Origin of the sequence: Gallaecimonas xiamenensis 3-C-1 (genome assembly GCF_000299915.1) — a bacterium.
In the GTDB taxonomy this organism is placed as follows: domain Bacteria; phylum Pseudomonadota; class Gammaproteobacteria; order Enterobacterales; family Gallaecimonadaceae; genus Gallaecimonas; species Gallaecimonas xiamenensis.
The window spans coordinates 1-26,070 of record NZ_AMRI01000031.1 but is presented as its reverse complement, the minus strand read 5'-3'; the positions used below and the strand labels follow the sequence as shown (position 1 = coordinate 26,070).

Annotated in this window: 23 protein-coding genes and 1 riboswitch; of the genes, 13 read left to right on the top strand and 10 right to left on the bottom strand. The window is 61.2% G+C overall.

Annotated elements, in window-relative coordinates; genetic code table 11:
- The first annotated feature begins 31 nt into the window (after positions 1–31).
- Together hrpA and B3C1_RS17055 are read left to right on the top strand one after the other, a co-directional pair.
- Entirely contained in the window at positions 32–3,889 is a 3,858-nt protein-coding gene (hrpA, locus tag B3C1_RS17060) for an ATP-dependent RNA helicase HrpA (RefSeq protein ID WP_008486351.1), read from the top strand.
- 86 nt (positions 3,890–3,975) lie between these two features.
- Entirely contained in the window at positions 3,976–4,593 is a 618-nt protein-coding gene (locus B3C1_RS17055) for an ankyrin repeat domain-containing protein (protein ID WP_008486350.1), read from the top strand.
- A 27-nt stretch (positions 4,594–4,620) separates the two neighbouring features.
- Here the strand turns inward: B3C1_RS17055 and B3C1_RS17050 are convergent, their stop codons facing one another.
- The 7 genes from B3C1_RS17050 to rimO form a co-directional block, all read right to left on the bottom strand.
- Positions 4,621–5,022 (bottom strand): Hsp20/alpha crystallin family protein, encoded by a 402-nt coding sequence (locus B3C1_RS17050; RefSeq protein WP_008486349.1) that lies wholly within the window; start codon positions 5,020–5,022, stop codon positions 4,621–4,623.
- Between the two features lie 139 nt (positions 5,023–5,161).
- On the bottom strand, positions 5,162–6,352 hold the full coding sequence (locus B3C1_RS17045) for a class I SAM-dependent rRNA methyltransferase (protein WP_008486348.1): 1,191 nt from the start codon (positions 6,350–6,352) through the stop codon (positions 5,162–5,164).
- 71 nt (positions 6,353–6,423) lie between these two features.
- Positions 6,424–7,932, bottom strand: a complete 1,509-nt coding sequence (locus B3C1_RS17040; protein ID WP_008486347.1) for a methyl-accepting chemotaxis protein — start codon at positions 7,930–7,932, stop codon at positions 6,424–6,426.
- A gap of 90 nt (positions 7,933–8,022) precedes the next feature.
- The gene (locus B3C1_RS17035) at positions 8,023–8,526 is read right to left on the bottom strand and encodes a hypothetical protein (RefSeq protein ID WP_008486346.1); all 504 of its coding nucleotides are present in this window, start codon (positions 8,524–8,526) and stop codon (positions 8,023–8,025) included.
- Positions 8,523–9,527, bottom strand: coding sequence for a hypothetical protein (locus B3C1_RS17030; protein ID WP_008486345.1), 1,005 nt, complete (start codon positions 9,525–9,527; stop codon positions 8,523–8,525). The genes B3C1_RS17035 and B3C1_RS17030 overlap by 4 nt, the downstream gene beginning before the upstream one ends.
- Positions 9,511–10,515, bottom strand: a complete 1,005-nt coding sequence (locus tag B3C1_RS17025; protein ID WP_008486344.1) for a phospholipase C/P1 nuclease family protein — start codon at positions 10,513–10,515, stop codon at positions 9,511–9,513. Before B3C1_RS17025 ends, B3C1_RS17030 begins: the two co-directional genes overlap by 17 nt.
- Before the next feature lie 143 nt (positions 10,516–10,658).
- Positions 10,659–11,975: a 30S ribosomal protein S12 methylthiotransferase RimO gene (rimO, locus tag B3C1_RS17020; protein WP_008486342.1), complete on the bottom strand. Its 1,317-nt coding sequence runs from the start codon at positions 11,973–11,975 to the stop codon at positions 10,659–10,661.
- A 265-nt stretch (positions 11,976–12,240) separates the two neighbouring features.
- On the opposite strand from rimO, the gene ribA reads away from it, so the two are divergent.
- The 3 genes from ribA (at position 12,241) to B3C1_RS17005 (ending at position 14,151) form a co-directional block, all read left to right on the top strand.
- The gene (ribA, locus tag B3C1_RS17015) at positions 12,241–12,885 is read left to right on the top strand and encodes a GTP cyclohydrolase II (RefSeq protein ID WP_008486341.1); all 645 of its coding nucleotides are present in this window, start codon (positions 12,241–12,243) and stop codon (positions 12,883–12,885) included.
- A 137-nt stretch (positions 12,886–13,022) separates the two neighbouring features.
- Positions 13,023–13,577, top strand: coding sequence for a cytochrome b (locus B3C1_RS17010; RefSeq protein WP_008486340.1), 555 nt, complete (start codon positions 13,023–13,025; stop codon positions 13,575–13,577).
- Between the two features lies 1 nt (position 13,578).
- Positions 13,579–14,151: a YceI family protein gene (locus B3C1_RS17005; protein WP_008486339.1), complete on the top strand. Its 573-nt coding sequence runs from the start codon at positions 13,579–13,581 to the stop codon at positions 14,149–14,151.
- Here the strand turns inward: B3C1_RS17005 and B3C1_RS17000 are convergent.
- Positions 14,145–14,939: a sterol desaturase family protein gene (locus B3C1_RS17000; protein ID WP_008486338.1), complete on the bottom strand. Its 795-nt coding sequence runs from the start codon at positions 14,937–14,939 to the stop codon at positions 14,145–14,147. The two genes, B3C1_RS17005 and B3C1_RS17000, sit on opposite strands and share 7 nt — an antisense overlap.
- A gap of 75 nt (positions 14,940–15,014) precedes the next feature.
- Between B3C1_RS17000 and B3C1_RS16995 the strand changes: the two genes are divergently transcribed.
- Positions 15,015–15,962, top strand: coding sequence for an AraC family transcriptional regulator (locus B3C1_RS16995; protein ID WP_008486337.1), 948 nt, complete (start codon positions 15,015–15,017; stop codon positions 15,960–15,962).
- Positions 15,963–15,988: 26 nt separating this feature from the next.
- Here the strand turns inward: B3C1_RS16995 and B3C1_RS16990 are convergent, their stop codons facing one another.
- Together B3C1_RS16990 and B3C1_RS16985 are read right to left on the bottom strand one after the other, a co-directional pair.
- A complete protein-coding gene (locus B3C1_RS16990) occupies positions 15,989–16,393 on the bottom strand; it encodes an H-NS histone family protein (protein ID WP_008486335.1) in 405 nt (134 codons plus the stop codon).
- 107 nt (positions 16,394–16,500) lie between these two features.
- Positions 16,501–18,150 (bottom strand): electron transfer flavoprotein-ubiquinone oxidoreductase, encoded by a 1,650-nt coding sequence (locus tag B3C1_RS16985; protein ID WP_336391134.1) that lies wholly within the window; start codon positions 18,148–18,150, stop codon positions 16,501–16,503.
- Between the two features lie 128 nt (positions 18,151–18,278).
- On the opposite strand from B3C1_RS16985, the gene B3C1_RS16980 reads away from it, so the two are divergent.
- The 7 genes from B3C1_RS16980 to B3C1_RS16950 all read left to right on the top strand — a co-directional run bounded on the left by B3C1_RS16980 (position 18,279) and on the right by B3C1_RS16950 (position 25,996).
- A complete protein-coding gene (locus B3C1_RS16980) occupies positions 18,279–19,028 on the top strand; it encodes an electron transfer flavoprotein subunit beta/FixA family protein (protein ID WP_008486332.1) in 750 nt (249 codons plus the stop codon).
- Positions 19,028–19,954 (top strand): electron transfer flavoprotein subunit alpha/FixB family protein, encoded by a 927-nt coding sequence (locus B3C1_RS16975; protein ID WP_008486331.1) that lies wholly within the window; start codon positions 19,028–19,030, stop codon positions 19,952–19,954. The genes B3C1_RS16980 and B3C1_RS16975 overlap by 1 nt, the downstream gene beginning before the upstream one ends.
- Before the next feature lie 79 nt (positions 19,955–20,033).
- Positions 20,034–20,207, top strand: a riboswitch (Lysine riboswitch).
- Between the two features lie 45 nt (positions 20,208–20,252).
- Positions 20,253–21,722 carry a Na+/H+ antiporter NhaC family protein gene (locus B3C1_RS16970; RefSeq protein WP_008486330.1) on the top strand — a complete coding sequence of 490 codons (1,470 nt, stop codon included), beginning with the start codon at positions 20,253–20,255 and terminating at the stop codon, positions 21,720–21,722.
- Positions 21,723–22,304, top strand: coding sequence for a thymidine kinase (locus B3C1_RS16965; protein WP_008486329.1), 582 nt, complete (start codon positions 21,723–21,725; stop codon positions 22,302–22,304).
- A gap of 42 nt (positions 22,305–22,346) precedes the next feature.
- The gene (gene proB / locus B3C1_RS16960) at positions 22,347–23,444 is read left to right on the top strand and encodes a glutamate 5-kinase (protein ID WP_008486328.1); all 1,098 of its coding nucleotides are present in this window, start codon (positions 22,347–22,349) and stop codon (positions 23,442–23,444) included.
- Positions 23,445–23,549: 105 nt separating this feature from the next.
- Positions 23,550–24,113, top strand: a complete 564-nt coding sequence (locus B3C1_RS16955) for a heme NO-binding domain-containing protein (RefSeq protein ID WP_008486327.1) — start codon at positions 23,550–23,552, stop codon at positions 24,111–24,113.
- Positions 24,110–25,996 (top strand): bifunctional diguanylate cyclase/phosphodiesterase, encoded by a 1,887-nt coding sequence (locus tag B3C1_RS16950; RefSeq protein WP_008486326.1) that lies wholly within the window; start codon positions 24,110–24,112, stop codon positions 25,994–25,996. The genes B3C1_RS16955 and B3C1_RS16950 overlap by 4 nt, the downstream gene beginning before the upstream one ends.
- Positions 25,997–26,070 lie beyond the last annotated feature (74 nt).

Genomic DNA, 26,070 nt, shown 5'->3' with positions numbered 1-26,070 from the left:
GGCCGTTTCCCTTAGTGCCCAAGCGAACTTGATGTCTGACTCTGCCCCGCAAATTTCCCTTGATGACGTACCCAGCCTTGACCGCAGCCGCCTGCGCCGCCGCATCGAAGGCGCCTATAAGGTAAAGGACGAGCAAAAGCGTGCCGCTACCCTGGCCATGCTGCAAAAGGAAGTGGATAAAGCCCGCGAGCGCCTGCTGGCCCGCAAAAACCGCAGCCTGCACTTGGATTACCCGGCGCAGCTGCCGGTGGTGGCGGCAAGAGAAGACATCAAAAAGGCCATCAGCGAGAACCAGGTAGTTATCATCGCTGGCGAAACCGGCTCGGGTAAAACCACCCAGCTGCCGAAAATTTGCCTGGAGCTGGGCCGGGGCGTGGACGGCCTGATTGGCCACACCCAGCCGAGGCGGCTGGCGGCCCGCGCCGTGGCCACCCGCCTTGCCGAAGAGCTGCAAAGCGAGCTGGGCGGCCTGGTGGGCTACCAGGTGCGCTTTACCGACCACACCCGTGCCCAAACCTGCGTCAAGCTGATGACAGACGGTATCCTTTTGGCCGAAATTCAAAAGGATAAGCTGCTTCGCCGCTACGACACCCTGATCATCGACGAGGCCCACGAGCGCAGCCTCAATATCGATTTCCTGCTGGGTTACCTTCGCACCATTTTACCCAAGCGCCCCGATCTCAAGGTGATCATCACCTCCGCCACCATAGACCCTGAGCGTTTTTCCCGGCATTTCAATGACGCCCCCATGCTGGAAGTGTCGGGCCGCACCTACCCAGTGGAGGTGCGCTATCGCCCCATTACCGACGAAGAAAAGGAAAAGGACCAGCTCCAGGCCATTTTTGACGCCGTAGACGAGCTGTTCCGGGAAGGGCCCAGGGGCGACATCCTGATTTTCATGAACGGTGAGCGGGAGATCCGCGACACCGCCGACGCCCTGGAAAAACGCAAGCTGCGTCACACCGAGATTTTGCCGCTGTTCTCAAGGCTTTCTGCTGCCGAGCAAAACCGCATCTTCGCCTCCCACGGCGGGCGGCGCATCGTGCTGGCCACCAACGTCGCCGAAACCTCCTTGACGGTGCCCGGCATCAAGTACGTGATTGACCCAGGCACGGCCCGCATCAGCCGCTACAGCTACCGCACCAAGGTGCAGCGCCTGCCGATTGAGGCCATCAGCCAAGCCAGCGCCAACCAGCGTAAAGGCCGCTGTGGCCGTACCGAGCCCGGCATTTGTATCCGCCTCTACAGCGAAGAGGACTTTACCGGCCGCCCGGAATTTACCGAGCCGGAGATCCTACGCACCAACCTCGGCGCCGTTATCCTGCAAATGCTGTCTTTGGGCCTGGGGGATATCGAAGCCTTTCCCTTTGTGGAAGCGCCGGACAGCCGCTTTGTCAAAGACGGCCTTAACCTTCTGGACGAGCTGGGGGCCATTGACGGGCGCGAGCTTACCGACATCGGCCGCCAGTTGGCCAAATTGCCGGTAGACACCCGCCTGGCCCGCTGCTTGGTAGAAGGGGCCAAACGGGGCGCCCTAAAAGAGCTTTTGATCATCAGCGCGGCCCTTGCCATCCAGGACCCGCGAGAGCGCCCCCTGGATGCCCAGCAAAAAGCCGACGAGCAGCACCGGCGCTTTGCCCACCCCGAGTCCGATTTTTATGCCTTCGTAAACCTTTGGGCTTACTCCGAGGCCCAGCAGCAGGCGCTATCGAGCAGCCAGTGGCGTCGCCTTTGCCAGAAGGAATTCTTAAACTACGTGCGCATGCGCGAGTGGCAGGACTTGACCGAACAGCTGCGCGAATTCTGCGACGAGTTGGGCTTTAAGGAAAACAGCGAGCCGGCCAGTTACGAGGCCATTCACCAGTCCCTGCTGGCCGGGCACCTGTCCAACCTCGGCTTTAAAGATAAAGAACGGGAATACTTCGGCGCCCGCCAAAGCCGCTTCTTGCCGTTCCCGGGCTCTACCATCGACAAAAAGCCCAAGTGGCTGATGGCCGCCGAGCTTACCGAGACCTCGCGCCTTTTTGCCCGCACCCTGGCAAGGGTCGAACCGGAATGGGCCGAACAGCTGGCCGGGGAGCGGGTCAACCGCAGCTACTTTGAGCCCCACTGGGAGAAAAACCGCGCCAACGTGGTGGCCTACGAGCAGGTGAGCCTCTACGGCCTGGTGCTTATTCCCCGCCGGCGCATCGATTATGGCCGCATCAACCCCATTGAGGCGCGCACCATTTTTATCCGAAGCGCCCTGGTGGAAGGAGAATTTCGCTGCCGGTTGCCGTTCTTTAAGCACAACCAGCAGCTGATTAAGAGCCTTGAGGCCCTGGAGGACAAATCCCGGCGCCGCGACATCCTCATTGAAGACGACACCCTGTTCGCCCTGTACGACGCCAGGCTTCCCCAAAACGTCTTTGACGGCCGCACCCTGGACCATTGGTGGCGCCGCACCGACGAAAAGGCCCAACAGGCGCTGCTGTTTACCGAAGCAGACCTTTTAGCCCAAGACACCGACCACGTTACCGAAAACGCCTTCCCCAACAGCTGGGCCCAGGGCAACCTGCGTTTCCCCCTCAAATACCGCTTTGAGCCGGGCCAGGACGACGACGGCGTGACGGTGCAGCTGCCGCTGGCGGCCCTAAACCAGGTGGAGCCCCAAGGCTTTGACTGGCAGGTGCCGGGCTTGCGTGAAGAACTGGTGATTGCCCTGATTAAGGGCCTGCCCAAGCCGGTGCGCCGCAACTTTGTGCCGGCCCCCAACTACGCCCAGGCCGCCCTTGGCCGCATGGCGCCGCTGGAAGGGCGGCTGATTGAAAAGCTCAGCGACACCTTGCGGCAAATGACCGGGGTGCGCACCGAGTTGGAGCTTTGGGAGCAATCCAGCATTGCCGAGCACCTTAAGATGCGCTTTTCGGTGATGGACGAGACCGGCAAAGAGCTAGCGGCGGGGCGCGACTTGCTGGCGCTCAAAGCCAAGCTCAAGGGCGCGGTTAAAGAAACCCTGGCGCAAGTGGCCACCCCCGGCATTGAGAAGGCCAAGCTCACCGAGTGGAGCTTTGGCGCCCTGCCAGAGGTCTTTGTGGAAAAGCGCCAGGGCCTGGAAATCAAAGCTTACCCGGCGCTGGTGGACGAAAAAGACAGCGTCGCGGTCAAGCTCTTTGACAGCCCCGCCGCGCAGCTCGATGCCCAGCAAAAGGGCCTGCGCCGCCTGCTGCTGTTGAACGTGCCGTCGCCTATCAAGCACCTGCAGGACACCCTGCCCAACAAGGCCAAGCTGGGGCTTTACTTCAACCCCTTTGGCAAGATTGGCGATTTGATTGATGACTGCATCAGCGCCGCCGTCGACAGCCTTATCCAAGGCATTGATTGCCGCGATGCAGCCGCCTTTGTAGCTCTTAAAGACAAAGTGCGGGCAGAGCTGAACGACACCGTGGTGGACATCGCCAAGCTGGTGGAGCAAATTCTGGTGCGCCATAACGCCATTAAAAAACGCCTCAAGGGCAAGACCGATCTGACCATGGTGCGGGCCCAGGCCGATATCCAGGCCCAGCTCGACGGCCTGGTGTTCAAGGGCTTTGTTGCCGCCACCGGCGCGGCGCGCTTAAAAGACGTTACCCGCTACCTTGACGCCATAGAGCGGCGCCTGGAAAAACTGCCCATCGACCCCAACCGTGACCGGGTACACCAGGGCAAGGTAGAGAACGTGCAGGACAAACTGGGCCAATACCGCGCCAAGGTGCCCAAGGGCCTCAGTGAGCCCGGCTGGCTGGTAGAAGCGCGCTGGATGATAGAGGAGCTGAGGGTCAGTTATTTTGCCCAGCAGCTGGGCACCCCTTACCCCATCTCCGACAAGCGCATCTGGAACTTTATGGAAGAGAAGGCCAAGGACGGTTAAGGCCCTGGCCAAAGAAAAAGGCGCCCTTGGGGGCGCCTTTTTTATTTGCGGCTAAGGTTATGAAAAGCCAAATAAAAGGAATTGCCGTGGACAAAGCCGCCTTTTTCGCCGCCATAGGGCAGGGCAACGAGCTCAAGGTCTTTGAGCTGTTAAAGCAAAGCCCCGGGCTTATTGCCAGCCGTTTGGAGGGCATAAGCCCGGTACTTTACGCCTGCTACCAGGGCCAACCGGCCCTGGCCCGGGAGCTGGCAGCCAAGGTGGACCTGGATATCTGGGAAGCGGCCGCCCTTGACGATGTTCATGCCATCCAAAGGGTGCTTGCGGAAAATGGCGCCTTGGTATCCTTACTGGCCCGGGACGGCTTTAGCCCCCTGCACTTGGCTGCCTTTTTTGGCGCCCCGGCCGCCTTGAAATGGTTGCTTGGGGCCGGGGCCGAGGTTAACCAAAGCGCAGCCAATGACGCCAAGGTGCAACCGCTCCATTCCGCCGTGGCCAATAGCGACAGGGAAAGCCGCCTCGATTGCACCCAGGCCTTGCTGGAGGCCGGGGCCGAGGTCAATGCCCGCCAGGCCGGCGGCTTTACGGCGCTGCACAGCGCCTACCATCAAAAAGATCAGGAACTTATCGCCCTGCTGCTGGCCTTTGGCGCCGATACCCAGGCCTGCAGCGATGACGGCCGCCTGCCCAAGGATCTTTTCCAATAAAAAGCCCCGCTTGGCGGGGCTTTTTACTTACTGCACTTCAATGCGTTTGGGTTCGTGCAGCAGCTTGGATTTGGGCAGCGCCAAGATCAGCAGGCCGCTGTCGAAGCGGGCCTCGATGGCGCCGGGGTCGATGTTGTCCGGCAGGCTGAAGCTGCGGCTGAATTTACCGTAGCTGCGCTCGGTGCGGTGGTTTTGGCCTTTTTCCTCGCGGCTGCGCTCGCCGCTTACCGTCAGCATCCCCTGGTGCACCGATACCTCGATGTTTTCCTTGGCAATGCCGGGCACTTCAAAGGCCAGGTGGAAGGCCTGCTCGTCCTCGTCGATATCCACTGCCGGCAGCCAGCCGCTGGCCTCGCGGTTTTGGCGCTGGAAGTAGCGGTTAAAGAGGTTGTCCATTTCCTTGAAGGGATCCCAGGTTACCAGTGACATAAACACCTCCAGTGAGTTGGGTCTCACTATCTATATGGTGCCTGCCCTGGAGCTTTCAATAGATCGCCCTGGCGATTATTTGTTCTGGATCAAGGTTGGGGTGGGCCATAAAAAAAGCCCCGCGATGCGGGGCTTTTTGTTAGCTGACCTGTACCACCAGGCCTTTAAGGTAGAGGCCTTCGGGGTAGTGGACGTTGACCGGGTGGTCGGCGGATTGGCTTAAAAAGCGCAGGATTTGTGCGTCGCGGCCTGCGTCCAGGGCGGCGTCGGCGACAATCTTCTGGAATAGGCCCATGTCCATCAGGCCGGAGCAGGAGAAGGTCAGCAGTATGCCGCCGGGGCGCAGCAATTTCAGGGCATGGAGGTTGATGTCCTTGTAGCCCCGGGCCGCGCCCTTGATGTTGGCCTTGGAGTCCACGAACTTGGGCGGGTCCAGCACGATAACGTCAAACTGGCGGCCCTCGCTGGCGTAGCGGCGCAGCAGGGCAAAGACGTCTTCTTTGACGAAGTCGCAGCGGCTTTCGTCCAGGCCGTTCAGGGCCAGGTTGTCTTTGGCCAGGGCCAGGGCCGACTCGGACACGTCCACCTGGGTAACATGCTTGGCGCCGCCTTTAAGGGCATAGCAGCCAAAACCACCGGTGTAGGCAAAGCAGTTCAGTACCTCTTTACCGTCCACATAGGGCAGCACGGCGGCGCGGTTGTCCCGCTGGTCCAGGTAGTAGCCGGTCTTGTGGCCTTGGACCAGGTCCACCCACAGCTTGACGCCGTTTTCCATGATGGCCACTTTGCCGGGCAGCTCCCCTTGTAGGGTTTGCACCAGGGGCACCAGCTCTTCTTTGCGGCGCACTTCCACGTCGGAGCGTTCGTGGATAACGCAGCCGGGGAAGCGGGCCTTGAGGGCGGCTACTATGGCGTCACGCCAGACATCGGCACCGATGGACAGCAGCTGGCAGACCAGCACGTTGTCGTAGCGGTCGATAGTGATGCCGGGTAGGCCGTCGGACTCGGCCGCCACCACCCGGTAACCGGTGATGCCTTCCCGTTCCACCATGGGGCGGCGGCGTTCGTCGGCGGCATTGATGCGGCGGGCGAAAAAGTCGGCGTCCACTTCTTCGTTCTTGTCGAAGGTCCAGACCCGGGCACGAATTTGCGAGGCAGGGGAATAGGCAGCCCGCGCCAGCCAGGTGCCGTCTTGGCTGTAGATCTCCACCGTATCGCCGGCCTTGGGCTTGCCTTTGCTGTGGTGCACGGCCCCGGCGAAGATCCAGGGGTGGCGACGTTTGACGGATTTTTCACGGCCTTCGGCCAAAACCAGGGCGTTACGGGGCATGGGGCTGCCTTGTGGAGAAAAAAGGGGCCGAGATTGTAGCAAATAAAAAGCCGGGCGGTGCCCGGCTTGGTTCAGATCTTCAGGCCTTTTAGGATATCGGCCAGGCTGCGGGCCAACCCTTGTAGCTCCTGGGTGCCCTTGGCGTTGTCCTGGGCGGCCTGTTCCACCGACAGGGACTGCTGGCGCACTGCCGTGATGTTCTGGGCAATCTCTTCGGCCACGGCGCTTTGTTCCTCGGCGCTGGCGGCGATTTGCGCCATCATCGAGAACACCTGTTCGGAGTGGCGGGTGATGGTGGTGAGATCTTCACCGGCCTGGGCGATGAGGGTGCCCCCGTGCTCGGCCTGTTGCACCGTCTTGTCCATGATCCGCGCCACTTCGCCGGTACCGGCCTGCAGGGCTTCAATCATCTTTTGGATCTCCACCGTGGCCTGCTGGGTGCGGGCCGCCAGGGTGCGCACTTCGTCGGCTACCACCGCAAAACCCCGGCCCTGCTCACCGGCCCTGGCCGCTTCGATGGCGGCGTTCAGGGCCAACAGGTTGGTCTGTTCGGAAATGCCGTTGATGGTGGTGACCACCTCGTCGATGCGCCGGGCGTTGTCGTTGACCTTGGTCACGGCAGCGCTGGCCTCGAAGATCTCTCTGGACAAGGCCTCGATGGCACCAATGGTCTGCTGGATATTGCGGGCGCCTTTTTGCGACTCGTTGGAGGCATGTTGGGTTTCGCCTGAGGCGTCTTCGGCGTGGCGGGCCACTTCCTTGACGGTGGCGCTCATCTCTTCCATGGCGGTGGCCAGGGAGTCCAGGCTTTGGCGCTGGTCTTGGGCCAGGCGCTGGGTGTTGGCCGCTTCGCTGCCGAACAGATCGGCAGAGCCGCCCAGGGCGTCTGAGCTTTCCTTGATGAGTTTGACCAATTGGTGCTGGCGCTCGGCCAGCTTGTCGATGGCGATGGCCAGGGTGGAGAACTCGTCACGGACCGGGAAGAAATTGAGGCGGAAGGTGAGATCCCCCTCGGCGACTTTGGTCAGGGCCTGCACCTGGGTGTAGAGGGCGCCGCCGATAAAGGTAGAAACGTAATAGGTGATGATGCTGAGCAGCACCAGGGCCGCGCCCAGCAAGACCAGGTAGTCCTGGCTGGTGGCCCAGAACTCCGCTTCTTCGAGGGGGCTATGCAGGCTCAGGTACCAGTCCCGGCCCGGAACGCTGGTGGCAGCCATGATCTGGCCGTGCTCAACCTGGGCGCTTTGGGCAAGGCGTTCCAGTTTATTGGACAGGCTGCCGGCAAAGCCGGGGAAGGGGCGGCCATTGGCCTGGTACAGGGCCAGATCGTCCCCTGCGGCTTTGACCGCCTTGATGGCCTCAGCCTCGGGCAGCACGGCCAGGGCCTGGGCCAGGGTCTGTACCTGGGCCTGGGCCAGATGCAGCTGTTCGTCCTCCAGGGCCTTGAAGTCGCGGCTGATGCCTATGCTGGCAAGCAGCACCATTACCAGCATGGGAAGACCGAAGAGAAGGAAGAGTTTTTCTTGTAATTTCAGGTGGATAAGATACTTGTCAATCCAGCGAAACTTGACTTCGCGCATGGGCAATCCTCGAAAGCAAGGTGAGCGGTGTCATTGTCGGCCCGGGAGGCAAAAACTTGACACTCTGTCAGAACCCAGCAAGGGGCATGCCTAGTTTACGCGAGGTATGGGCTCTCCTGCATCTATTGCCTTGACCGCTGCCCTAAGGGCCGCCAGCTTGCCTTCCCCCTCTGCCAATTGCGCCTGGCTAAGGCCCTGTTGGCGGCCCTTTTCAATCAGGGCTTCCAGTTCGCTAATACGGCTGCGTGCCGCCAGGGCAAAGGCCTGCAGCTGCGCCTGGTGGCGCTTGTCTTCTTCTTTTAGGTATTGGTCCGGGTCGGCCAGGGGCCTCGGCGCCGTGGGGATAGTGCGGGTCAGCGGCGGCGTGGCCGGGTCGGTAAGGGGCACCGGCGCCACAGGTTCGGCGTCCAGTGCCGGCACCGGTGCCGGCAGGGTCTGCTGCGGCTCTGGGGCCAGTTGGCTGACAGGCGCGGGCAAGGGCTGCGGTTGGGCCTGCGCCGGCCAAGGCTGGGCTTTGGCCTGGGACGGGCTGTCGGCGGGCCAAAGCCAGGCAAAAAGAGCCAGTACCGGCAGGGCAAGGAGTAACCGCTTCATTTGGCCTCCCGGCGCAGCTGTTGCAACAGGGCCTGCCAGTTGGCCTTGGCCTTTTCCCGGGCTATGGCCTGGCGGGCGGTGAAGGCGACCGATTCGGAGTCGGCGGCCAGCGACTGGTAATGGCGGGCCAGCACCTCTACCTGGCCAAAGCGGCCCGAGGGTAGCCGGATAACGGCAGAGCGCCCTTTTGCCGGGGTAACAAAGGCCAGAGTGCGCAGCACATCCCCCTGGGCGTCTTGGCGTGCCAGGCGCTGGGGCTCGGGGCTAAGGCTTACCAGGCTGTCTTGGGTCTCGCCTTCAAAGAATCGAGCGTCCACGGCGGCCAGCTGGCGAAAATCGTCCTGGTGGCGCCGGTAGTAAAGGGCAATCTGGTCGGCCGTCACTTCTTTGGCCAGTTGCCTGAGCACCGGGCTTTCCTGGTGGGGATCGTCCGACAGCCCCAAGTGCTGCATCAACCAGACCCTGTCCAGGCGGTTTTCCACCAAGGCGCGGGCGCAGGCAACCTTGTCCTTGTCCCAGCCCTGGTTGGCAAGCCAGGTGGGAGCCAGGGCCAGGGTGGCCTGCTGCCACAGTAGGGCTTCCAGCAGGGCTTTGTCCCCTTGTTGCAGGGCCAGGCGCTGCTGCAGATTTAGGCCGTCAAGGTCGGCTGGCTGCCATTGGCGGCTGCCAAGGCGCAACAGCGCGCCGTCAAACTTGGCCGCTTGGCGGGCGGCCTTGGCGGCCTCGCCGATAAAGGGGGACACCAGGCTGAGCCATTGCTCATCCACCTGGCGTTGGTGGCTGCTGCCTACCCGGCTGGCCTGGTGCACGGCGCCGGGGTAGTGGGCCCTGGCATAGGGGCCCAGCAGGGCGTCGTCCGCCAGTTGCGCGGCCACGGTCGGCTCCGGCAGTTTGCTCATCAAGGCCAGGCGCGCCAGCAGATCCGGGGTAGGGCAGGCGGCCCACGAGGGGCCGCCGAGCATCAGCGCCAGGGCGCTTAGCAGGTTAACGCTGCATCGCATGGTTCAACACCTTGACCACCATGGCGATGGCGTGGGGCACTACGATGCGCCCCACCATCACCCGCTCGTTATGGTCCTTGGAATTCAGCACCAGGCCCCCTTGGCTATAGGACAGGCTGCCGCCCTGGGTGAGCAGGGGGCGGATATCGTCCTCGTCCACGGCAATGCTGTCGAAGTCGTCCAGGGCGGCGGTGACCAGATTGTCGCTGGCCAGCTGCTCGCTGTCGTAATAGTCGCGGACCCAGGACTCCCAGCCCGAGTGGTTGAGGGCCGAAGTGGTCCAGGTGTGGTGGGGCTGAAGGAGGTCGGTGGAGTGCAGGCTGAAGCCCAGGGCGTCGACGCTGTGATTGGCCAGGTAGCGGCCGTACCAGTACTGGGCCAGGTTGTCGATGGGCTGGAAGGGCATGGTCTCGAAGTCTTGGTACATGCCGTAGTTGGAGGTGGAGCCTTGGCGGTAATGGGCTTCGGTCAGGCCGTAGCTGTTGTATTCTGAGTCGTCCCCAAACCAGCCGCCCTTGCCGCCGGGGCCGTCGTCCAGGTGGTCACCCTTGAGCCAGGAGGCGGCCAGGTTGTCCACGTCCCCCCAGACGGTGAGCTTGTCGTAGTTGTAGCCGCCAAAATCGTTGCCGTGGGCATCGGGGCCCTGGGTGTGGTTTTGAAAGTGCCAGTAGGAGCTGTAGGAGACGATGCTGCTCAGGGTGCCCCACAGCGGCGCCCTGACGCAGTCGCCGGTGACGGCGCCACACAGGTAGGTGTCCTCGAAGTCGTCCACGTCATAGGCCCCCTGGCCCAGGCGCTCGGCCAACTGATCCACCGTCAGGCCGGCCTGGCTGGCGTATTGCACCAGGCGGCCGTACTGGGTGGTGTCGGGGTGGGCTTGCATGTAGGCCACGGCGTCAACGACGATGCGCTTGTGGGTGTCCTGGGTGAAGGCCTGGGCCTGGCTGGCCAGCAGGCAAGGCAGTGCTGCGATGATGATTCTTTTCATTGTCCTCGTCCCTTAGGGTTGTTGTTAACCGCAGTTAACCTAACGCTTACAAGTGACGAGAAAATGGCAGTCAGGTGAATGGCATCAATGACTTAGCTGCCGAATGATATGCATAAAAAAGCCGGCTGGCGCCGGCTTATTGCTTAGAGCTTGCTGCCCCAGAGGTCGTACTCGTCGGCGTTGTCGATGTTGACCTTGACGATGTCACCGGGCTTCACGGCGCTTTCACCGTTCAGATACACCACGCCGTCGATCTCCGGAGCATCGCCCTTGGTGCGGCCGATGGCGCCTTCTTCGTCTACTTCGTCAATCAGCACCTCTTGCACAGTGCCGACCTTGCGCTGCAGCTTGGCGGCGCTGATGCGCTGCTGGGCTTCCATAAAGCGGGCGAAGCGTTCTTCTTTGACTGCTTCGTCCACCGGGTTGGGCAGGGCGTTAGCGGTAGCCCCTTCCACCGGGCTGTACTTAAAGCAGCCCACCCGATCCAGCTCGGCTTCGTTGATGAAGTCGAGCAGCATCTGGAAGTCGTCCTCGGTTTCACCGGGGAAGCCGACGATAAAGGTGGAGCGCAGGGTGAGATCCGGTACGTCGCGGCGCCAGCGCTGGATGCGCTCGAGGGTGCGCTCCACCTGGCCGGGGCGCTTCATCTTCTTAAGGATGTCCGGGCTGGCGTGTTGCAGCGGCATATCCAGGTACGGCAGCACCTTCCCTTCGGCCATCAGCGGAATGACGTTGTCCACATGGGGGTAGGGGTAGACATAGTGCAGCCGGGTCCAGACCCCCAGCTCGCCAAGGGCCTCGGTGAGCTGGTACATGTCGGATTTGACCGGGCGGCCGTTCCAAAAATCGGTGCGGTGCTTGGTGTCGACGCCGTAGGCGGAGGTGTCCTGGCTTATCACCAGCAGCTCTTTGACGCCGGCATTGACCAGGCGCTCGGCCTCGCTCAGCACCTGGCCCACCGGGCGGGACACCAGGTCGCCGCGCATGCTGGGGATGATGCAAAAACTGCAGCGGTGGTTACAGCCTTCGGAGATCTTCAGGTAGGCGTAGTGGCGCGGAGTCAGCTTGACCCCTTGCGGCGGCACCAAGTCCAGGAAGGGGTTGTGCTGCTTGGGCACCGGCAGGTGCTTATGGACGGTGTCCAGCACCGCCTCATAGGCGTGGGGGCCGGTGATGCCCAGCACATGGGGATGAATTTCACGGATTTCATCTTCCTTGGCGCCCAGGCAGCCGGTAACGATGACCTTGCCGTTTTCATTGAGGGCTTCACCTATGGCGTCCAGGGATTCCTGTACGGCGCTGTCGATAAAGCCACAGGTGTTGACGATCACCAGGTCGGCATCGTTATAGCTGGGAACTATGTTGTAGCCCTCCACCCGCAGTTGGGTGAGGATCCGCTCGGAATCCACCAGGTTTTTAGGGCAGCCCAGGCTGACGAAGCCGACGGTCTGGTTACTCATGCTCTACCTCAAATGAAAAAGTTAGCCGCCAAAAAGGCGCCATATTCTAGCCAAGTCTGGGCCCCTGTGCACCCGGCTTGAAGGGGCTCCTGGCTATTGGTGCACAAAAGCGAATATAGACCGTCCTTTTTCAAGGGTTTTTATCGGCGCCGCCTCGGCTATCATGCAAGCCTCCCCGGCTTGGGGACTACGCTTAAAGAGACGAATTTCACCGGGAACAGGGGTATAGTACCCCGCACCCCGGTTCGTGATGTAAAGGTGAGACATGACAGCTGAAGCTGGCGAAAATGCAGTAAAGGTAAGGCGCCAGGTGGAGATCCCCGTCCTTGGAGGCCGGTATCTGGCGACCTTTATCACCTTCGACAACCTGGCTGACGGCAAGGAACACTTCGCCATCGCCCTGGGCGACTGGCAGCGAAGCGAGCCTCTGGTGCGAATGCATTCCGAGTGCGTTACCGGCGACGTCTTCCTGTCGGCCCGCTGCGACTGTGGCCCGCAGCTGGAAGAAGCCATAGTGCGGATCAGCGCCGAAGGCGGCCTTATTCTCTATCTGCGCCAGGAAGGGCGCGGCATCGGCCTTATCAATAAGCTGGACGCCTATGCCCTGCAGGATGAGGGCATGAACACCTACGAGGCCAACCGCGCCCTGGGCTTCGAAGACGATCAGCGGGATTTCACTGTGGCCGCCGAGATGCTCAAGGCCCTGGGAGTGGACCATATCCGCCTGCTGACCAACAACCCCCGTAAGGTGGCCCAGTTGACGGACAACGGCATCCAGGTGGACGGCCGGGTTGGCACCCGCGTCTATCGCAACGACCATAACGAGCGTTATCTGGCCGCCAAGAAAGAAGAAGGGCACCACGCCCTGGGTGAAGACGAACCCTGCTGCCCCGCCCACAGCAAGTACTGAGCCCCGTTCCCCGCTCCTGAAGGCCGCCCTGTGCGGCCTTTTTCCTTTCTAAAACATCGAAAAGAACCGCCAATATTCTCCGATATTCTTTTTAAATCCCTGGCTTAAGATGAAATGGCCTGTGTGGAGGAAAGACTATGTGGAAGAACTCGTCCCAGGGTTTTGGGCGCCTGGCCATCGGCATCCATTGGCTCAGTGCCCTGGCCGTCTTCGGGCTTTTTGGCCTGGGGTGGTGGATGCGCACCCTGTCCTATTACGACCCCTGGTATCGCCTGGGGCCCTGGTGGCACAAGTCCATCGGCATCAGCCTGTTGGCCTTGACGCTGCTGCGGGTGCTGTGGCGCTGGCGTAACACCAAGCCGCGTCCCCTGGGCACTGCCCTTGAGCAAAAGCTGGCGGGGTTTGGTCACGGCCTTTTATACCTGTTGCTGGTCCTGGTGATGGTGACCGGTTACCTCATTTCCACCGCCGACGGGCGCGGTATCAGCGTATTTGACTGGTTTGAAGTGCCGGCCCTGGTGACCGGCCTGCATGACCAAGCCGAAGTGGCCGGCAGTATCCATTGGTATGCGGCCTGGAGCCTGGTGGTATTGGCCCTTGGCCACGGCCTGGTGGCCCTTAAGCACCATTTCATCAATAAAGACGGCACCTTGAAAAGGATGCTGGTGACACAACCGAGCGAGGAAAACTGACATGATGAAGAAGACCCTGTTGGCAACGGCCCTGCTGGGCGCCCTGGCCACTCCGGCCATGGCCGCCGACTACGTGATTGACCACGAAGGCCAACACGCTTTCATCCAATTTAAAATCAAGCACCTGGGTTACAGCTGGCTGCTGGGCCAGTTTAACGATTTCGACGGTACCTTCAGCTACGACGACAAAAACCCCCAGGCCTCCAAAGTCTCGGTCAACATCAACACTGACAGTCTCAACTCGGCCCATGCCGAGCGTGACAAACACCTGAAGAGCAAAGACTTCCTGGACGTGGCCAGCTTCCCCAAGGCCAGTTTTGAAAGTACTGCTTTTACCCCCAAGGCTGACGGCACCGCCGTGCTCACCGGCAACTTCACCCTGCACGGCGTGACCAAGCCCATCAGTATCGATGTTACCCACATCGGTGGCGGCGCCGATCCCTGGGGTGGTTACCGTCAGGGCTTTGAAGGCACCACCTCCTTCAAGCTGGCCGATTACGGTATCAACTACGATCTGGGCCCGGCTTCCAAGGAAGTGCAGATCTACATCTCCCTGGAAGGCGTTCGTCAGTAAGGGCGCCCAAAAAGTCGCAAAAGCCGCAGCCTTAAGGGCTGCGGTTTTTTTATGTCTGCCAGCAGCATCCCGAACTCATGGGTCAGGACTGTGACCAGATCCTCTTTTGGGGGCATATTGACCACCCCGTAACGGCAAGGGCTTTGCTCAGGGGTAAAGGTGCCAAAAAGCTTGTCCCAGATAATCAACACGCCCCCGAAATTCTGATCCAGGTAAGGGGCATGGCTGGCATGGTGAACCCTGTGGTGAGAGGGGGTATTGAAGTACTTCTCAAGCCAGCCCCAAGAGCGGGGATCGGGGCTGTGAACAAAAAACTGGTAAGCCAGATTCAGGGCCACCATGGTCACTATCCAGCCAGGTTTAAATCCGAGCAAGGCCAAGGGGCTCCAAAATAACCACATTCCTACCAGGGGATAAAAAAGCGACTGGCGCAGGGCGGTGGAATAGTTAAATCCGGCCGAAGAATGATGCACCACATGGGCTGCCCAAAACCAATGGCAACGATGTGAGCAGCGGTGAAACCAGTAATAAAGAAAGTCCTGTGCGACAAAAAGCAGCAGGAAAGTGCCGGGGCCCGCTTCCAGGGTGAAAAAGCGCTGCTGATAAAGCAGCTGGTAAACCCAAAGGGCCGGGAACCAAACCAGCCATTCGCTCAGTTGATAGCTGGCGGCCAGCAACATATTGCGAAAAGTCTCCCCTTTTTGATATCGCATCGGGTGCTGGTATTGTTCCTTGAGGATAAGGCCGAGAAATATCGGCGCCGCCAGGAGTAATAACAGGGTGTCCATGCAGAGCGTCCTTTACCGTGTGCCTTTTAGCATGCCAAGGGCAGGGGGCTATCGCTTGTTCCCAAAGGCCAGCCCATGGTGAACAGCTGCCAACTGGATATCACCTGGCCTTACCTCGAGCCCCTCTACCTGGCTTTGGGCCAGCCAGCCCCCGCTGAGGCTGGCCAGAGCCGCCTGGATGCCGGGCTGTACTTCAAGGCTTTGGCTCAGGGCTGCGCCCAATCACGGAGTTTTGCCGTTGACATGGGCCTTGGCGCCCGCGCTGCCGACTACCTGGTGCTGGGGCAGCTGCTGCAAAGCTGTAATCGCCTGGAACAAGCCCTGGCGGCCCTGCTGCGTTACCAATGGTTGGTAGCCAGGTTGGGAGAAGCCAGGTTGCAGTTGGAGGGGGAGCTGGCCCTGCTTTGCTGGCAGCCCTGGCCTGGGGTGCCGGACCTGGCCGTGGAGCGCAATATGGCCGGCTGGCTGGGCTATGCCCGCTTTTTACTGGGACCCGGCTACCAACCGTTGTCTCTGGACCTTGGCCATAGGGCGCCTGGGGCTGAAGCCATGCTGAGCCAGCGCCTGGGTTGCCCGGTGCGGTTTGGCGCCGCCCAGAATGCCCTGGTCTTTCCCAGGAGCTGGCTGGATTTGCCGTTGCGGGGTGACGAGGGCCTACATCAGCACCTTACCCAGTATGCCGAGGGGCATTTACGGCGCCTGGCGCCGGACAGTCGCAGCCAGGCCCTGGCGGCCATGGACAGCCTGGTGGGGCAGCAACTGGTCACCCTGGAAGCCGTGGCCGATGCCCTGGCCCTGTCACCCAGGCAGTTACAGCGCCAACTGGCTCGGGAGGGGCTTTGCTTTCGGGAGTTGCTCGACAGCTGGCGGGCCGGCCAGCTCGCCGCCCTGGCGGAAAAGGACTGGGGGTGGAGTGAAATTGCCGCCGCCCTTGGTTATGCCGAGCAGGGGGCCCTTATCAAGGCTTGTCGCCGCTGGTATGGCTGTACGCCAGGGGAACTTAAAAAGAAAAAGGGACCCTAAGGTCCCTTTATTAATAAGGCTAAGCCTTATTTGATCAGGTAAGCGTCCAGGCTGCCGCCGTTGTCGACGATTTCCTTGAATACTTTGGGCATGCGGCCGATACCGGTCCACAGGTGCTCTTCACCGTCTTTTTCCAGGCGGTATTTGGGGGCGCGCTTGGCACCTTTACCACCACGGCGGGAAGCGGGGGCGCCAGCGCCACCGAGGATATCTTCGGCAGAAATACCGGCTTCAGCCATGGCTTTACGCAGTTCGTCGATTTTCGCAACGCGCTCGGCATCTTCTTTTTGGCGCTCTTCTTCTTCGGAGGCGCGTTGCTCGATAATGGCGTCCAGCTTGCCTTTGATTTCTTCGAGCTCTTGCAGGCTCAGTTCTTTAGTGGCGGCATTCAGGCGACGTTGGTTGCCCAGAATCTGCAGAAAATCTGACATTGGGTGGTCCTTAAAGTGGTGCAAGGAATTTGAGACACTCTATTTTTAAAAAAGGATCGCCCTTATTGCAAGGGGAAAATAAAAAAAAAGCGGCTAAGCCGCTTTTTTTACATATTGGGGTAGTTGGGTCCGCCTGCCCCTTCTGGGGTAACCCAGAGGATATTTTGAGAAGGATCCTTGATATCGCAGGTTTTACAGTGGATGCAATTTTGCGCATTGATTTGTAAACGCTTGGCACCCTCTTCCTCAACAATTTCATAAACGCCTGCCGGGCAATAGCGCTGTGCCGGCTCGTCAAAACGGGGCAGGTTGTAGGCAACCGGTACCTCGGGATCCTTGAGTTTTAAATGACAGGGCTGATTTTCTTCGTGGTTGGTATTGGAAATAAAAACTGAACTCAGCCTGTCAAAACTCAATTTGTTATCGGCTTTGGGATATTGGCGTGGCTGATGAAGATCCACGGTTTCTAATTGCAGGTGATCCGCTACCGGATCGGACAGGCGCCAAGGTGCCTTGCCTCCCAGCAGGTTTTGCTCCAGCCAGTTATAGGCGCCTCCCAGCAAGGGGCCCCAGCGGTGCAAGGCGGCCCCGAAATTGCGGGCGCCGTGCAGCTCTTGATATAGCCAGGAGGCCTCGAAACGGCGGGCAAAATGGCTGGCGGTCAAGGGTTCTTCCCCTTTGAAGTCGTCAACCAAGGCTTCGGCGGCCAACATCCCCGATTTCATGGCGGTGTGGCTGCCTTTGATTTTGGCAAAGTTGAGGGTGCCGGCGTCACAGCCGATGAGCATGCCGCCGGGAAAGACCGGCTGGGGCAGGGCATGGAGCCCTCCTTTGGCGATGGCCCTGGCGCCGTAGCTGATCCGCTCGCCGCCCTTAAGGTATTGGGCAAAGAGGGGGTGGTGCTTCATGCGCTGGAATTCATCGAAGGGGGAGAGGTAAGGGTCCTTGTAATTAAGGTCCACGATCAACCCCACCGACACCAGGCCGTCTTCCAGGTGGTAGAGAAAACTGCCGCCGGTGGCGGTCTTGTCCAGGGGCCAGCCGGCGCCGTGCACCACCAGGCCGCTCTGGTGCTGTTCCTTGGGAACTTGCCACAGCTCCTTAAAACCGATGGCGTAATGCTGGGGCTCCTTGCCCTGGTCCAGCTTGAAGCGCTCCAGCAATTGTTTGCCAAGGTGGCCACGGCAACCTTCGGCGAACAGGGTCTGGCGGGCTGTCAGGTTCATACCCGGCTGGAACTGGGGGCCTTCGCTGCCGTCCTTTAGGCGGCCCATGTCACCGGTTTGAATACCGGTGACCTTGCCGTTGTCATCGAACAATACCTCGGCGGCGGCAAAGCCGGGATAGATCTCCACCCCCAGGGCTTCGGCCTGTTCGGCCAGCCAGCGGCACAGGTTGCCAAGGCTGATGATGTAGTTGCCGTCATTGTGCATGGGCTTGGGAATGGCCCAGCCGGGCAGGGCTGTCTGGCCCTTTTCGTTCAGCAGGTACAGTTCGTCACCGCTGACCGGCGTATTTAGCGGTGCCCCCTGGTGCTGCCAGTCGGGAAACAGCTCGTTCAAGGCGCGGGGTTCGAAAAGGGCGCCGCTCAGAATATGGGCTCCCACTTCCGAGCCTTTTTCCACCACGCAGACCATCAAATCCGGGTCCAGTTGCTTGAGGCGACAGGCCGCCGACAAGCCCGCCGGACCGGCGCCGACGATGACGACATCAAATTCCATGGTTTCGCGTTCCATAGGGACTCCTGCTCGAAAAATGGCAGCCTAATACACTGCTCTTATCTGTGGCTTATCAAGTTGACGTTTACGTTAACAGGAAGTATTTTGGCGGTAAAGCTGGGCGCGGTCCAATGACAGCCCCGAAACTGCTTGCTGAGGAGTTACCGATGAAGGTACTGGTCGCGGTAAAGCGCGTCATAGATTACAACGTCAAGGTCCGGGTGAAAGCCGACCAGAGCGGCGTGGACCTGGCCAACGTCAAGATGGCCATCAACCCTTTCTGTGAAATTGCCGTGGAAGAAGCGGTGCGCCTTAAAGAACAGGGCACCGCTACCGAGGTGGTTGCGGTTTCGGTGGGCTCTGATGCCTGCCAAGAACAGCTGCGCACCGCCCTGGCCCTGGGGGCCGACAGGGCCATCCAGGTCAAAACCGAAGAGGGCCTGGACTCCCTGCTGGTGGCCAAGCTGCTGGCCAAGGTCTGTGACCAGGAAAAACCGGATCTGGTGATCCTCGGTAAACAAGCCATCGATTCCGACAACAACCAGACCGGCCAGATGCTGGCGGCCCTTAACGACTGGCCCCAGGCTACCTTTGCTTCCAAGCTGGTAGTCGAAGGCCAGGAACTGCTGGTGACCCGGGAAGTGGACGGCGGCCTGGAAACCGTGGCGGTGGCCCTGCCGGCGGTGGTCACCACCGACCTGCGCCTCAACGAGCCCCGCTATGCCACCCTGCCCAACATCATGAAGGCCAAGCGCAAGCCCCTGGACCAGTTGGACGGCGCCGCCCTTGGGGTGGATTTGGCACCCCGGGTCAAGGTGCTGGCGGTAACGGCGCCGCCGGTGCGCCAAGGGGGCGAGAAGGTCGACAGCGTCGACAGCCTCATCGACAAACTGCGTAACCAAGCGAAGGTGATCTGATGAGCATTCTGGTCATTGCCGAACACGACAACAAACACCTCAAACCGGACACCGCCAAGGTGCTGAGCGCCGCCCGTGCCATGGGCGACGACATCCACCTTTTGGTGGCCGGTCACCAATGCCAGGAGGTTATCCGTGCTGCAACTGAACTTGATGGTGTCGCCAAAGTCCTGGTGCTGGATGAGGCGCGTTTTGCGCACGCGCTGCCGGAAGCCCTGAGCCAGGCCATAGTGGCCCTGGCCGCTGACTACAGCCACCTGGTGGCGGCCAGTTCCACCACTGGCAAGAACCTGATGCCAAGGGTGGCGGCCAAGCTGGATGTGGCGCAGATCTCCGACATCATCGCCGTCGACAGCGCCGATACCTTCAAAAGGCCCATCTATGCCGGCAACGCCATCGCCACTGTGCAGGCCCTGGACGCCACCAAGGTGGTGACAGTGCGCCCGGCGGCCTTCGACGCCAGCGGCGCCGGCAACAATGCCCCTGTGGTTACCCTGCAAAGCGACGCCAGCTTTGGCGCCAGCCGCTTTATCGGTGCCGAACTGACCGAGAGCGAGCGCCCGGAGCTATCCAGCGCCAGGGTGGTCATCTCCGGTGGCCGCGGCCTGCAAAGCGGCGACAACTTCAAGATGCTCGAAGCCCTGGCCGACAAACTGGGGGCCGCCATCGGCGCCTCACGGGCGGCGGTGGACGCCGGCTTTGTGCCCAACGACTGGCAGGTGGGCCAGACCGGCAAGATAGTGGCGCCGGATCTGTACATTGCCGTGGGTATCAGCGGTGCCATCCAGCACCTGGCGGGGATGAAGGATTCCAAGGTGATCGTTGCCATCAACAAGGATCCGGAGGCGCCCATCTTCCAAGTGGCCGACTACGGCCTGGTGGGGGATCTCTTCGAAATAGTGCCCGAGCTCACAGAAAAGCTGTAAAAGCCGCACTACTGGTCAAGGTGCGCCCAAGAGGCGCACTTTTTGTTTGCATTCACTATCGGGCGCTGACAGAGTAGCCGCGCCAAGTAGAGGTGCGTCCTGGATGAGTCGCCGGGGGGAAGGTGATGCTGTGGATCCCCGGTAAAAGGCCAGTGCGCCGAAGTGAAGCCGACATCAAGCGGTTTTGCTGGTGTCGTGGGCGAAAGTCGCGGCACTGCCATAGTCCTAAACACTATGGAGCGCTACCGAAGGCCCCCGTTCCTTTTGTGGTTCTCCATGGGAATTTGCTGGAAATTCCATGGAATTAAATGATCTCTCCCTGTCAGCCCAATCGCTGATCCCCACAGTCCTGACCCTGGGACTGGCCCTGGCTACCCGCCGTATCCTGCTTTCTTTGCTGCTGGGCAGCCTGGTAGGCGCTTTCCTGCTGACCCCGTTGCCCGAGCTGCCCCTGTACCTGGGCACCAAAGTCACTGGCCTCTTTTATGATGACGGCATCAGCTGGTGGACGCTGCAGGTGGTGGCCTTCCTGCTGATGCTCGGCGCCCTGTCGCGGCTGTTGCAGGTCAGCGGCGCCGCCCAGGCCTTTGCCGACGCCTGCGCCAGCCGCATCCAAAGCCGCCGGGGCGTGGGATTGATGAGCGTTGGCCTGGGCCTGGCCATCTTTATCGACGACTACTTCAATGCCCTGGCGGTAGGCCAGGCTACCCGCCCCCTGGCTGACCGCTATCGCCTCAGCCGCGAGCGCCTGGCCTATTACATCGATTCCACCGCCGCCCCGGTTTGTGCCCTGATGCCGTTGTCCTCCTGGGGCGCCTTTATGCTGTCCTTGCTGGCCCCCCTGGCAGCCAGCCCCATGGGCCTTTTTGTGGACATGAGCCTGGCGGCTTTCTACCCCTGGCTGGCGTTGCTGCTGGTGGTGTTCACCGCCTGGACCGACTGGGATCTTGGGGCCATGAAAAAGGCCAAGGCCAAACCCCAGCCCCTGGTAGCCACCCAGCAGGCCCAAGGGGCGCTGTTGCCGCTGCTGGGGCCGCTGCTGGCCCTGATCCTGGTGACCCTGGTGGCCCTCTTTGTTACCGGCGCCCTGGCCACTGAAGGCCCGGTGTCCGCCATCAGCGCCCTGGAAAACACCAATGTGGGCCTGTCTTTGGTATTGGGAGCCCTGCCGGCCCTGCTATGGGCCCTTTGGAAGGCCAAATCCCAGCGCCTGGCCAATGCCTGGGCCGGTGCCAAGGTGATGCTGCCGGCGGTTTACCTGCTGCTGAGCGCCTGGCTGCTGGCGGCGGTGATGAAGGACGTGCAAGTAGGTGCTTACCTGGCCTCCTGGGTCAAAGGTGCCTCCCTTGGTCCCTGGATGCCCCTGGCCTTGTTCTTTATCGCCATGGTGATGGCCCTGGCCACCGGTTCCAGCTGGGGCACCTTCGGCATCATGCTGCCCCTGGGGGCGCAACTGGTGGACCCGGCCTTGCTGCCCCTGGCCCTGGGGGCCGTGGTGTCTGGCGCCGTCTTTGGTGACCACTGCTCGCCCGCTTCCGACACCACCATACTGTCGTCCGCCGGGGCCGAGTGTGAGCATATGGACCATGTGCTGACCCAGCTGCCCTATGCCGGCCTGGCGGCGGGGATCTGCGTGCTGGGTTACAGCCTCAGCGCCCTTGGCCTGCCCCTTGGCCCCCTGTGGCTGGTGGTGCTGGTGGTCCTGGTGCTGGCGGTGACGCTGCTGGGGGGATGGGGTAAACTTGCGCCCCAAAAACAGGAAGTCTAAATGGCCCAGCTCTATTTCTATTACTCGGCGATGAATGCCGGCAAGTCCACCTCCTTGCTGCAGTCTGCCTACAACTACCGGGAGCGCGGCATGAACGCGCTCCTTTATACCGCCGCCGTGGATGACCGCTCCGGCAAGGGCATGATCAGCTCTCGCATCGGCCTGGAGAGCGAAGCCTGTGTCTTCGATCCCCAAAGCGACCTCTTTGCCGAGGTGCTGGGCCTGTCCCATACCCAGCGCATTCATTGCCTGCTGCTGGACGAAGCCCAGTTTCTCAGCAAGGCCCAGGTGGCCCAGCTGTGCCGCATCGTCGACGAACTGGGTATTCCGGTGCTGGCCTTTGGCCTACGCACCGACTTTCGTGCCGAGCTTTTCGAAGGGGCCCAGTACCTGCTGGCCTGGGCCGACAAGCTGGTGGAGCTGAAAACCGTCTGCCACTGCGGCCGCAAGGCCAACCGGGTGCTGCGGGTCGGTGCCGATGGTCAGCCCATCAAGGAAGGGGCCCAGGTGGAGATCGGCGGTAACGACCGCTACGTTTCGGTGTGCCGTAAACACTACATTGAGGCATTGGCAAGGCCCTGACACGCAGGTATAACGAGGCTTTACAGTCTCGGAAGATAGCTGATGATCGTGGTTGTCAAATTGGGTACCAGCGTGCTGACAGGCGGTACCCAGCGCCTGGATCGGGCCCATATGGTGGAGTTGGTGCGCCAATGTGCCATGTTGCAAAAGGCCGGGCACAAGGTGGTGGTGGTCACCTCGGGGGCTGTTGCCGCCGGCCGCGAACTGCTGGGCTTTCCCGACCTGCCGGCCGACCTTCCCCACAAGCAGATGTTGGCCGCCATAGGCCAGGGTCAGCTGGTGCAGCTTTGGCAGCACCTCTTTGGCCTTTATGGGCTTAATGTCGGCCAGATGCTGCTGACCCGGGCCGATTTGGAAGACCGGGAACGTTACCTCAATGCCAGGGATACCCTGGGCACGCTGCTCAGCCACGGGGTTATTCCCCTTATCAATGAAAACGACGCCGTGGCCACCAACGAGATCAAGGTGGGGGACAACGATAACCTGTCGGCCAGGGTGGCTATCTTGGCCAAGGCCGAACTGCTGTTGCTGCTGACCGACCAACCTGGGCTCTTTACCGCAGACCCCCGTGCCAACCCCGATGCCGAGCTGATACAAGAGGTGAAAACCATAGACGCCACCCTCCACAAGCTGGCCGGTGGCAGTGTGTCTGGCCTTGGTACCGGCGGCATGGCCACCAAGCTGCAAGCGGCAGACGTGGCGCGCCGGGCCGGCATCGCCGTGGTGATTGCCTCGGGCCACGGGGTAGACGTGATTGGACGGCTGGTGGCCGGTGAGCGGGTGGGAACCCGTTTTTCCCCCATCGAAGATCCCTTGGAAAGTCGTAAACAATGGATCCTTGCCGGCCCGCCGCCCGTAGGACGGCTGCAATTGGATGACGGCGCGGTCCGGGCCCTGGTGGATAAGGGGGCCAGCCTGCTGCCCAAGGGCATCTCGGCCATCCATGGCCGTTTCGAGCGGGGCGACGCCGTGGCCCTGCTGGCACCGGACGGGCACAAGCTGGGGGTGGGACTGGTCCGATATAGCGCTGCGGAATTGACGGCTATCCTTGGGGTACATTCCGACGCCATCAGCATGGCCCTGGGGTTTGACCGGGGGGCCGTGGCGATACACAGGGACGATCTGGTCCTACTTGGGTAAAGGGGTATCGGTTTTGGCCGATACGACTGTAGCCGGACGCTTGAAGTCTGAAGCCAGGGACAAGGCAGTAGTAAGAGTCTCGGTTTTCAGTAAGGAGCAGACGTTTTGGTCGGCTATATCCAATATGTGTTGGTCAACACCATTCGCCACCTGGGTGGCGATGTGGCCTTGAACGCCGTAGCGGCGCGCCTGGGCCTGGCGCAGCTGCCGGAGTTTCGTATCGACAGCGATTACGACAACGCCCAATGCCTGGCCATGATTGAGGCCACTGGTGCCCATTTCGGTCTGGACAGGCCGGCCCTGTTTCGCCTCTACGCGGACCAGTTCATCATCGCCTCGCGCCGGCAGTTTCCCTTTTTCTACGACATGGCCGAGTCTGCCGAAGACTTCCTGCGCCGTCAGCCACGTATCCACAAGACCCTGGCATCCAGCATCCAGGACAAGGGCACCCGCGAAAGGGTAACCCAGAAGTTTGAGCTGCTGGAGGGCAGCATACCGATGCGGGTACGCTACTACTCCCCCAATAAGCTTTGCGGCCTTTACGAGGCCCTCTTTTACCGGTTGTTGGACGAGTACGGCCAGAGCGGCCACCTTTCCCATGACCGCTGCCAGCACAGAGGGGACAGCTACTGCGAATTCAGCCTCTACTTCTCCGGGGAGTCACCATGAGTGACAACACCATCCGCAAAGGGGTCAATGCCATTGCCGACCAGCTGTGCCGGGCGGTAGACAACGACTTTTCTTTTCGGGTGCAGACCGGCAGCAGTGACGTTGATCTGCAAAAGCTGGCCATTCTCACCAACTTCCTGCTCGAGTCCATGGAGCAGAACCTGCAAAGCCTGGAGGACAACCGCCAGGAACTGGAACAGCGGGTGCTGGAGCGCACCAAGCGGCTGGACCTTATCGTCAAGGGGGCCGGTGTCGGCATTTGGGAATGGGACCCAGACAACGATCTGGTGCGGGTGTCCACCCAGTGGCTGGGATCCCTGGTGGGGGCCAAGAACGAGAGCTGCTTTAGCCTCGATTACTGGCTCAAACTGATGCACCCGGCGGACGTGGGAGCCTTCAAGAAAGCCCTGCATCTGCATCTTTGCGGGGTGGCGGCCCGCTTCGAGGCCGAGTACCGCATGGCCGACAACGCCGGTGGTTACCGCTGGGTATTGTGCCGTGGGGTAGGGGACAGGGACCCGGCTACAGGCCAGGTGACCTGGATGTCCGGCACCCTGAGCGATGTGACCCAGATGCGTTTTCGCGACAGCGAAACCGGCCTTGCCAATGGCGACTATTTCGAACTTATCGCCAACGAGCGCCTGGCCAAAGGCGAGCCGGCCTCCATGGTGATGCTGAGCATCGCCAACCGCAGCCTGCTGGCAGAATCCCTGTCCCGGCGCGACACCCAACAGCTCACCGAGGCCCTGTCGGCGCGGCTGCTGGGGCTGCTGGGCCCCCATGCCCTGCTGGCCTATCTGTCCGGGGGCCTTTACGGCTTCTTGCTGCCCCAGGCCGACGACACTCTGCTCCATGCTTTTGCCCAGGATCTGCTGAGCCTGTTCGAGGAGCCTTTCGAGATAGGGGAGCAGCGGCTGTGGCTGTCTTGCCATATCGGTGCCTGCAATCTGGTGCAGATCCGTGCCCAGAGCGCCGAAGACGGCATCCAGGCGGCGCAGCTGGCCTTGAGGGAAGTGCGCAACCGCCACGGCAGCGACTTTCGCCTCTTTGAAGACGCCATGCGCACCTCCAGCCTGGAGCGCCTGGAAACCGAACAGATACTGCGTAACGCCCTGCGTTACGACTGGGTGGCGGTCAAGCTGCAACCCATCATCGATTTCGACAACGGCAATATCAACGGTTACGAGGTGCTGGCCCGCATCGAGCACCCCAACAAGGGCACCATCAGCCCGGCCCGCTTTATCCCGGTGGCCGAGGAAACCGGCCTTATCCGCCAGTTAAGTGACGTGGTGATGCGTCAAGCCCTGCAGTTGGCCAAACACCCGCTGTTGCAGGCCCTGCATCCCAAGGGCTTTAACCTGGGGGTGAACCTGTCGGCGGTGCAGCTGCACGACTCCAACCTGCCGGAGCGCCTTCATGGCCTGTTGCAGGCCCACGGGGTGGCGCCAGAGCGCATCAAGCTGGAGCTGACCGAGTCGGCGGTGATGGCCGACCCCGAAGGGGTCAAGGACGTGATAAGGCGCCTTAGGGAGCTGGGCTTTAAACTGGCCCTGGACGATTTTGGTACCGGTTATTCGTCCCTCGGTTACTTGCGCCAACTGCCCCTGGACATCCTCAAGGTGGACCGCAGCCTGGTGTCCGGCCTGCACCGCAACCCGGATCAGTACGCCATCTTGGAGATGGTGATGGGACTGTCGGCCAAGCTGGGCCTGAGGGTGGTGGTGGAAGGCATCGAAACCGAAGACGAATTCTTGCAGGTGTTGGCCTTGGGCGGGCGCTTTGGCCAGGGCTTCTTGTTCAGCCGCCCGGTTGCGGTGGAAGAGCTACCCCAGGCCCATGAGAAGGTGCGGGTGCTGTTTCGGCTGATGCAGCAGGCCCAATAAAAAGGGCCGTTGCCGGCCCTTTCCTTTAAAACGTCATTTCTGGCGTATCGTCGGCAGCGATAAGCGTGCCGGCG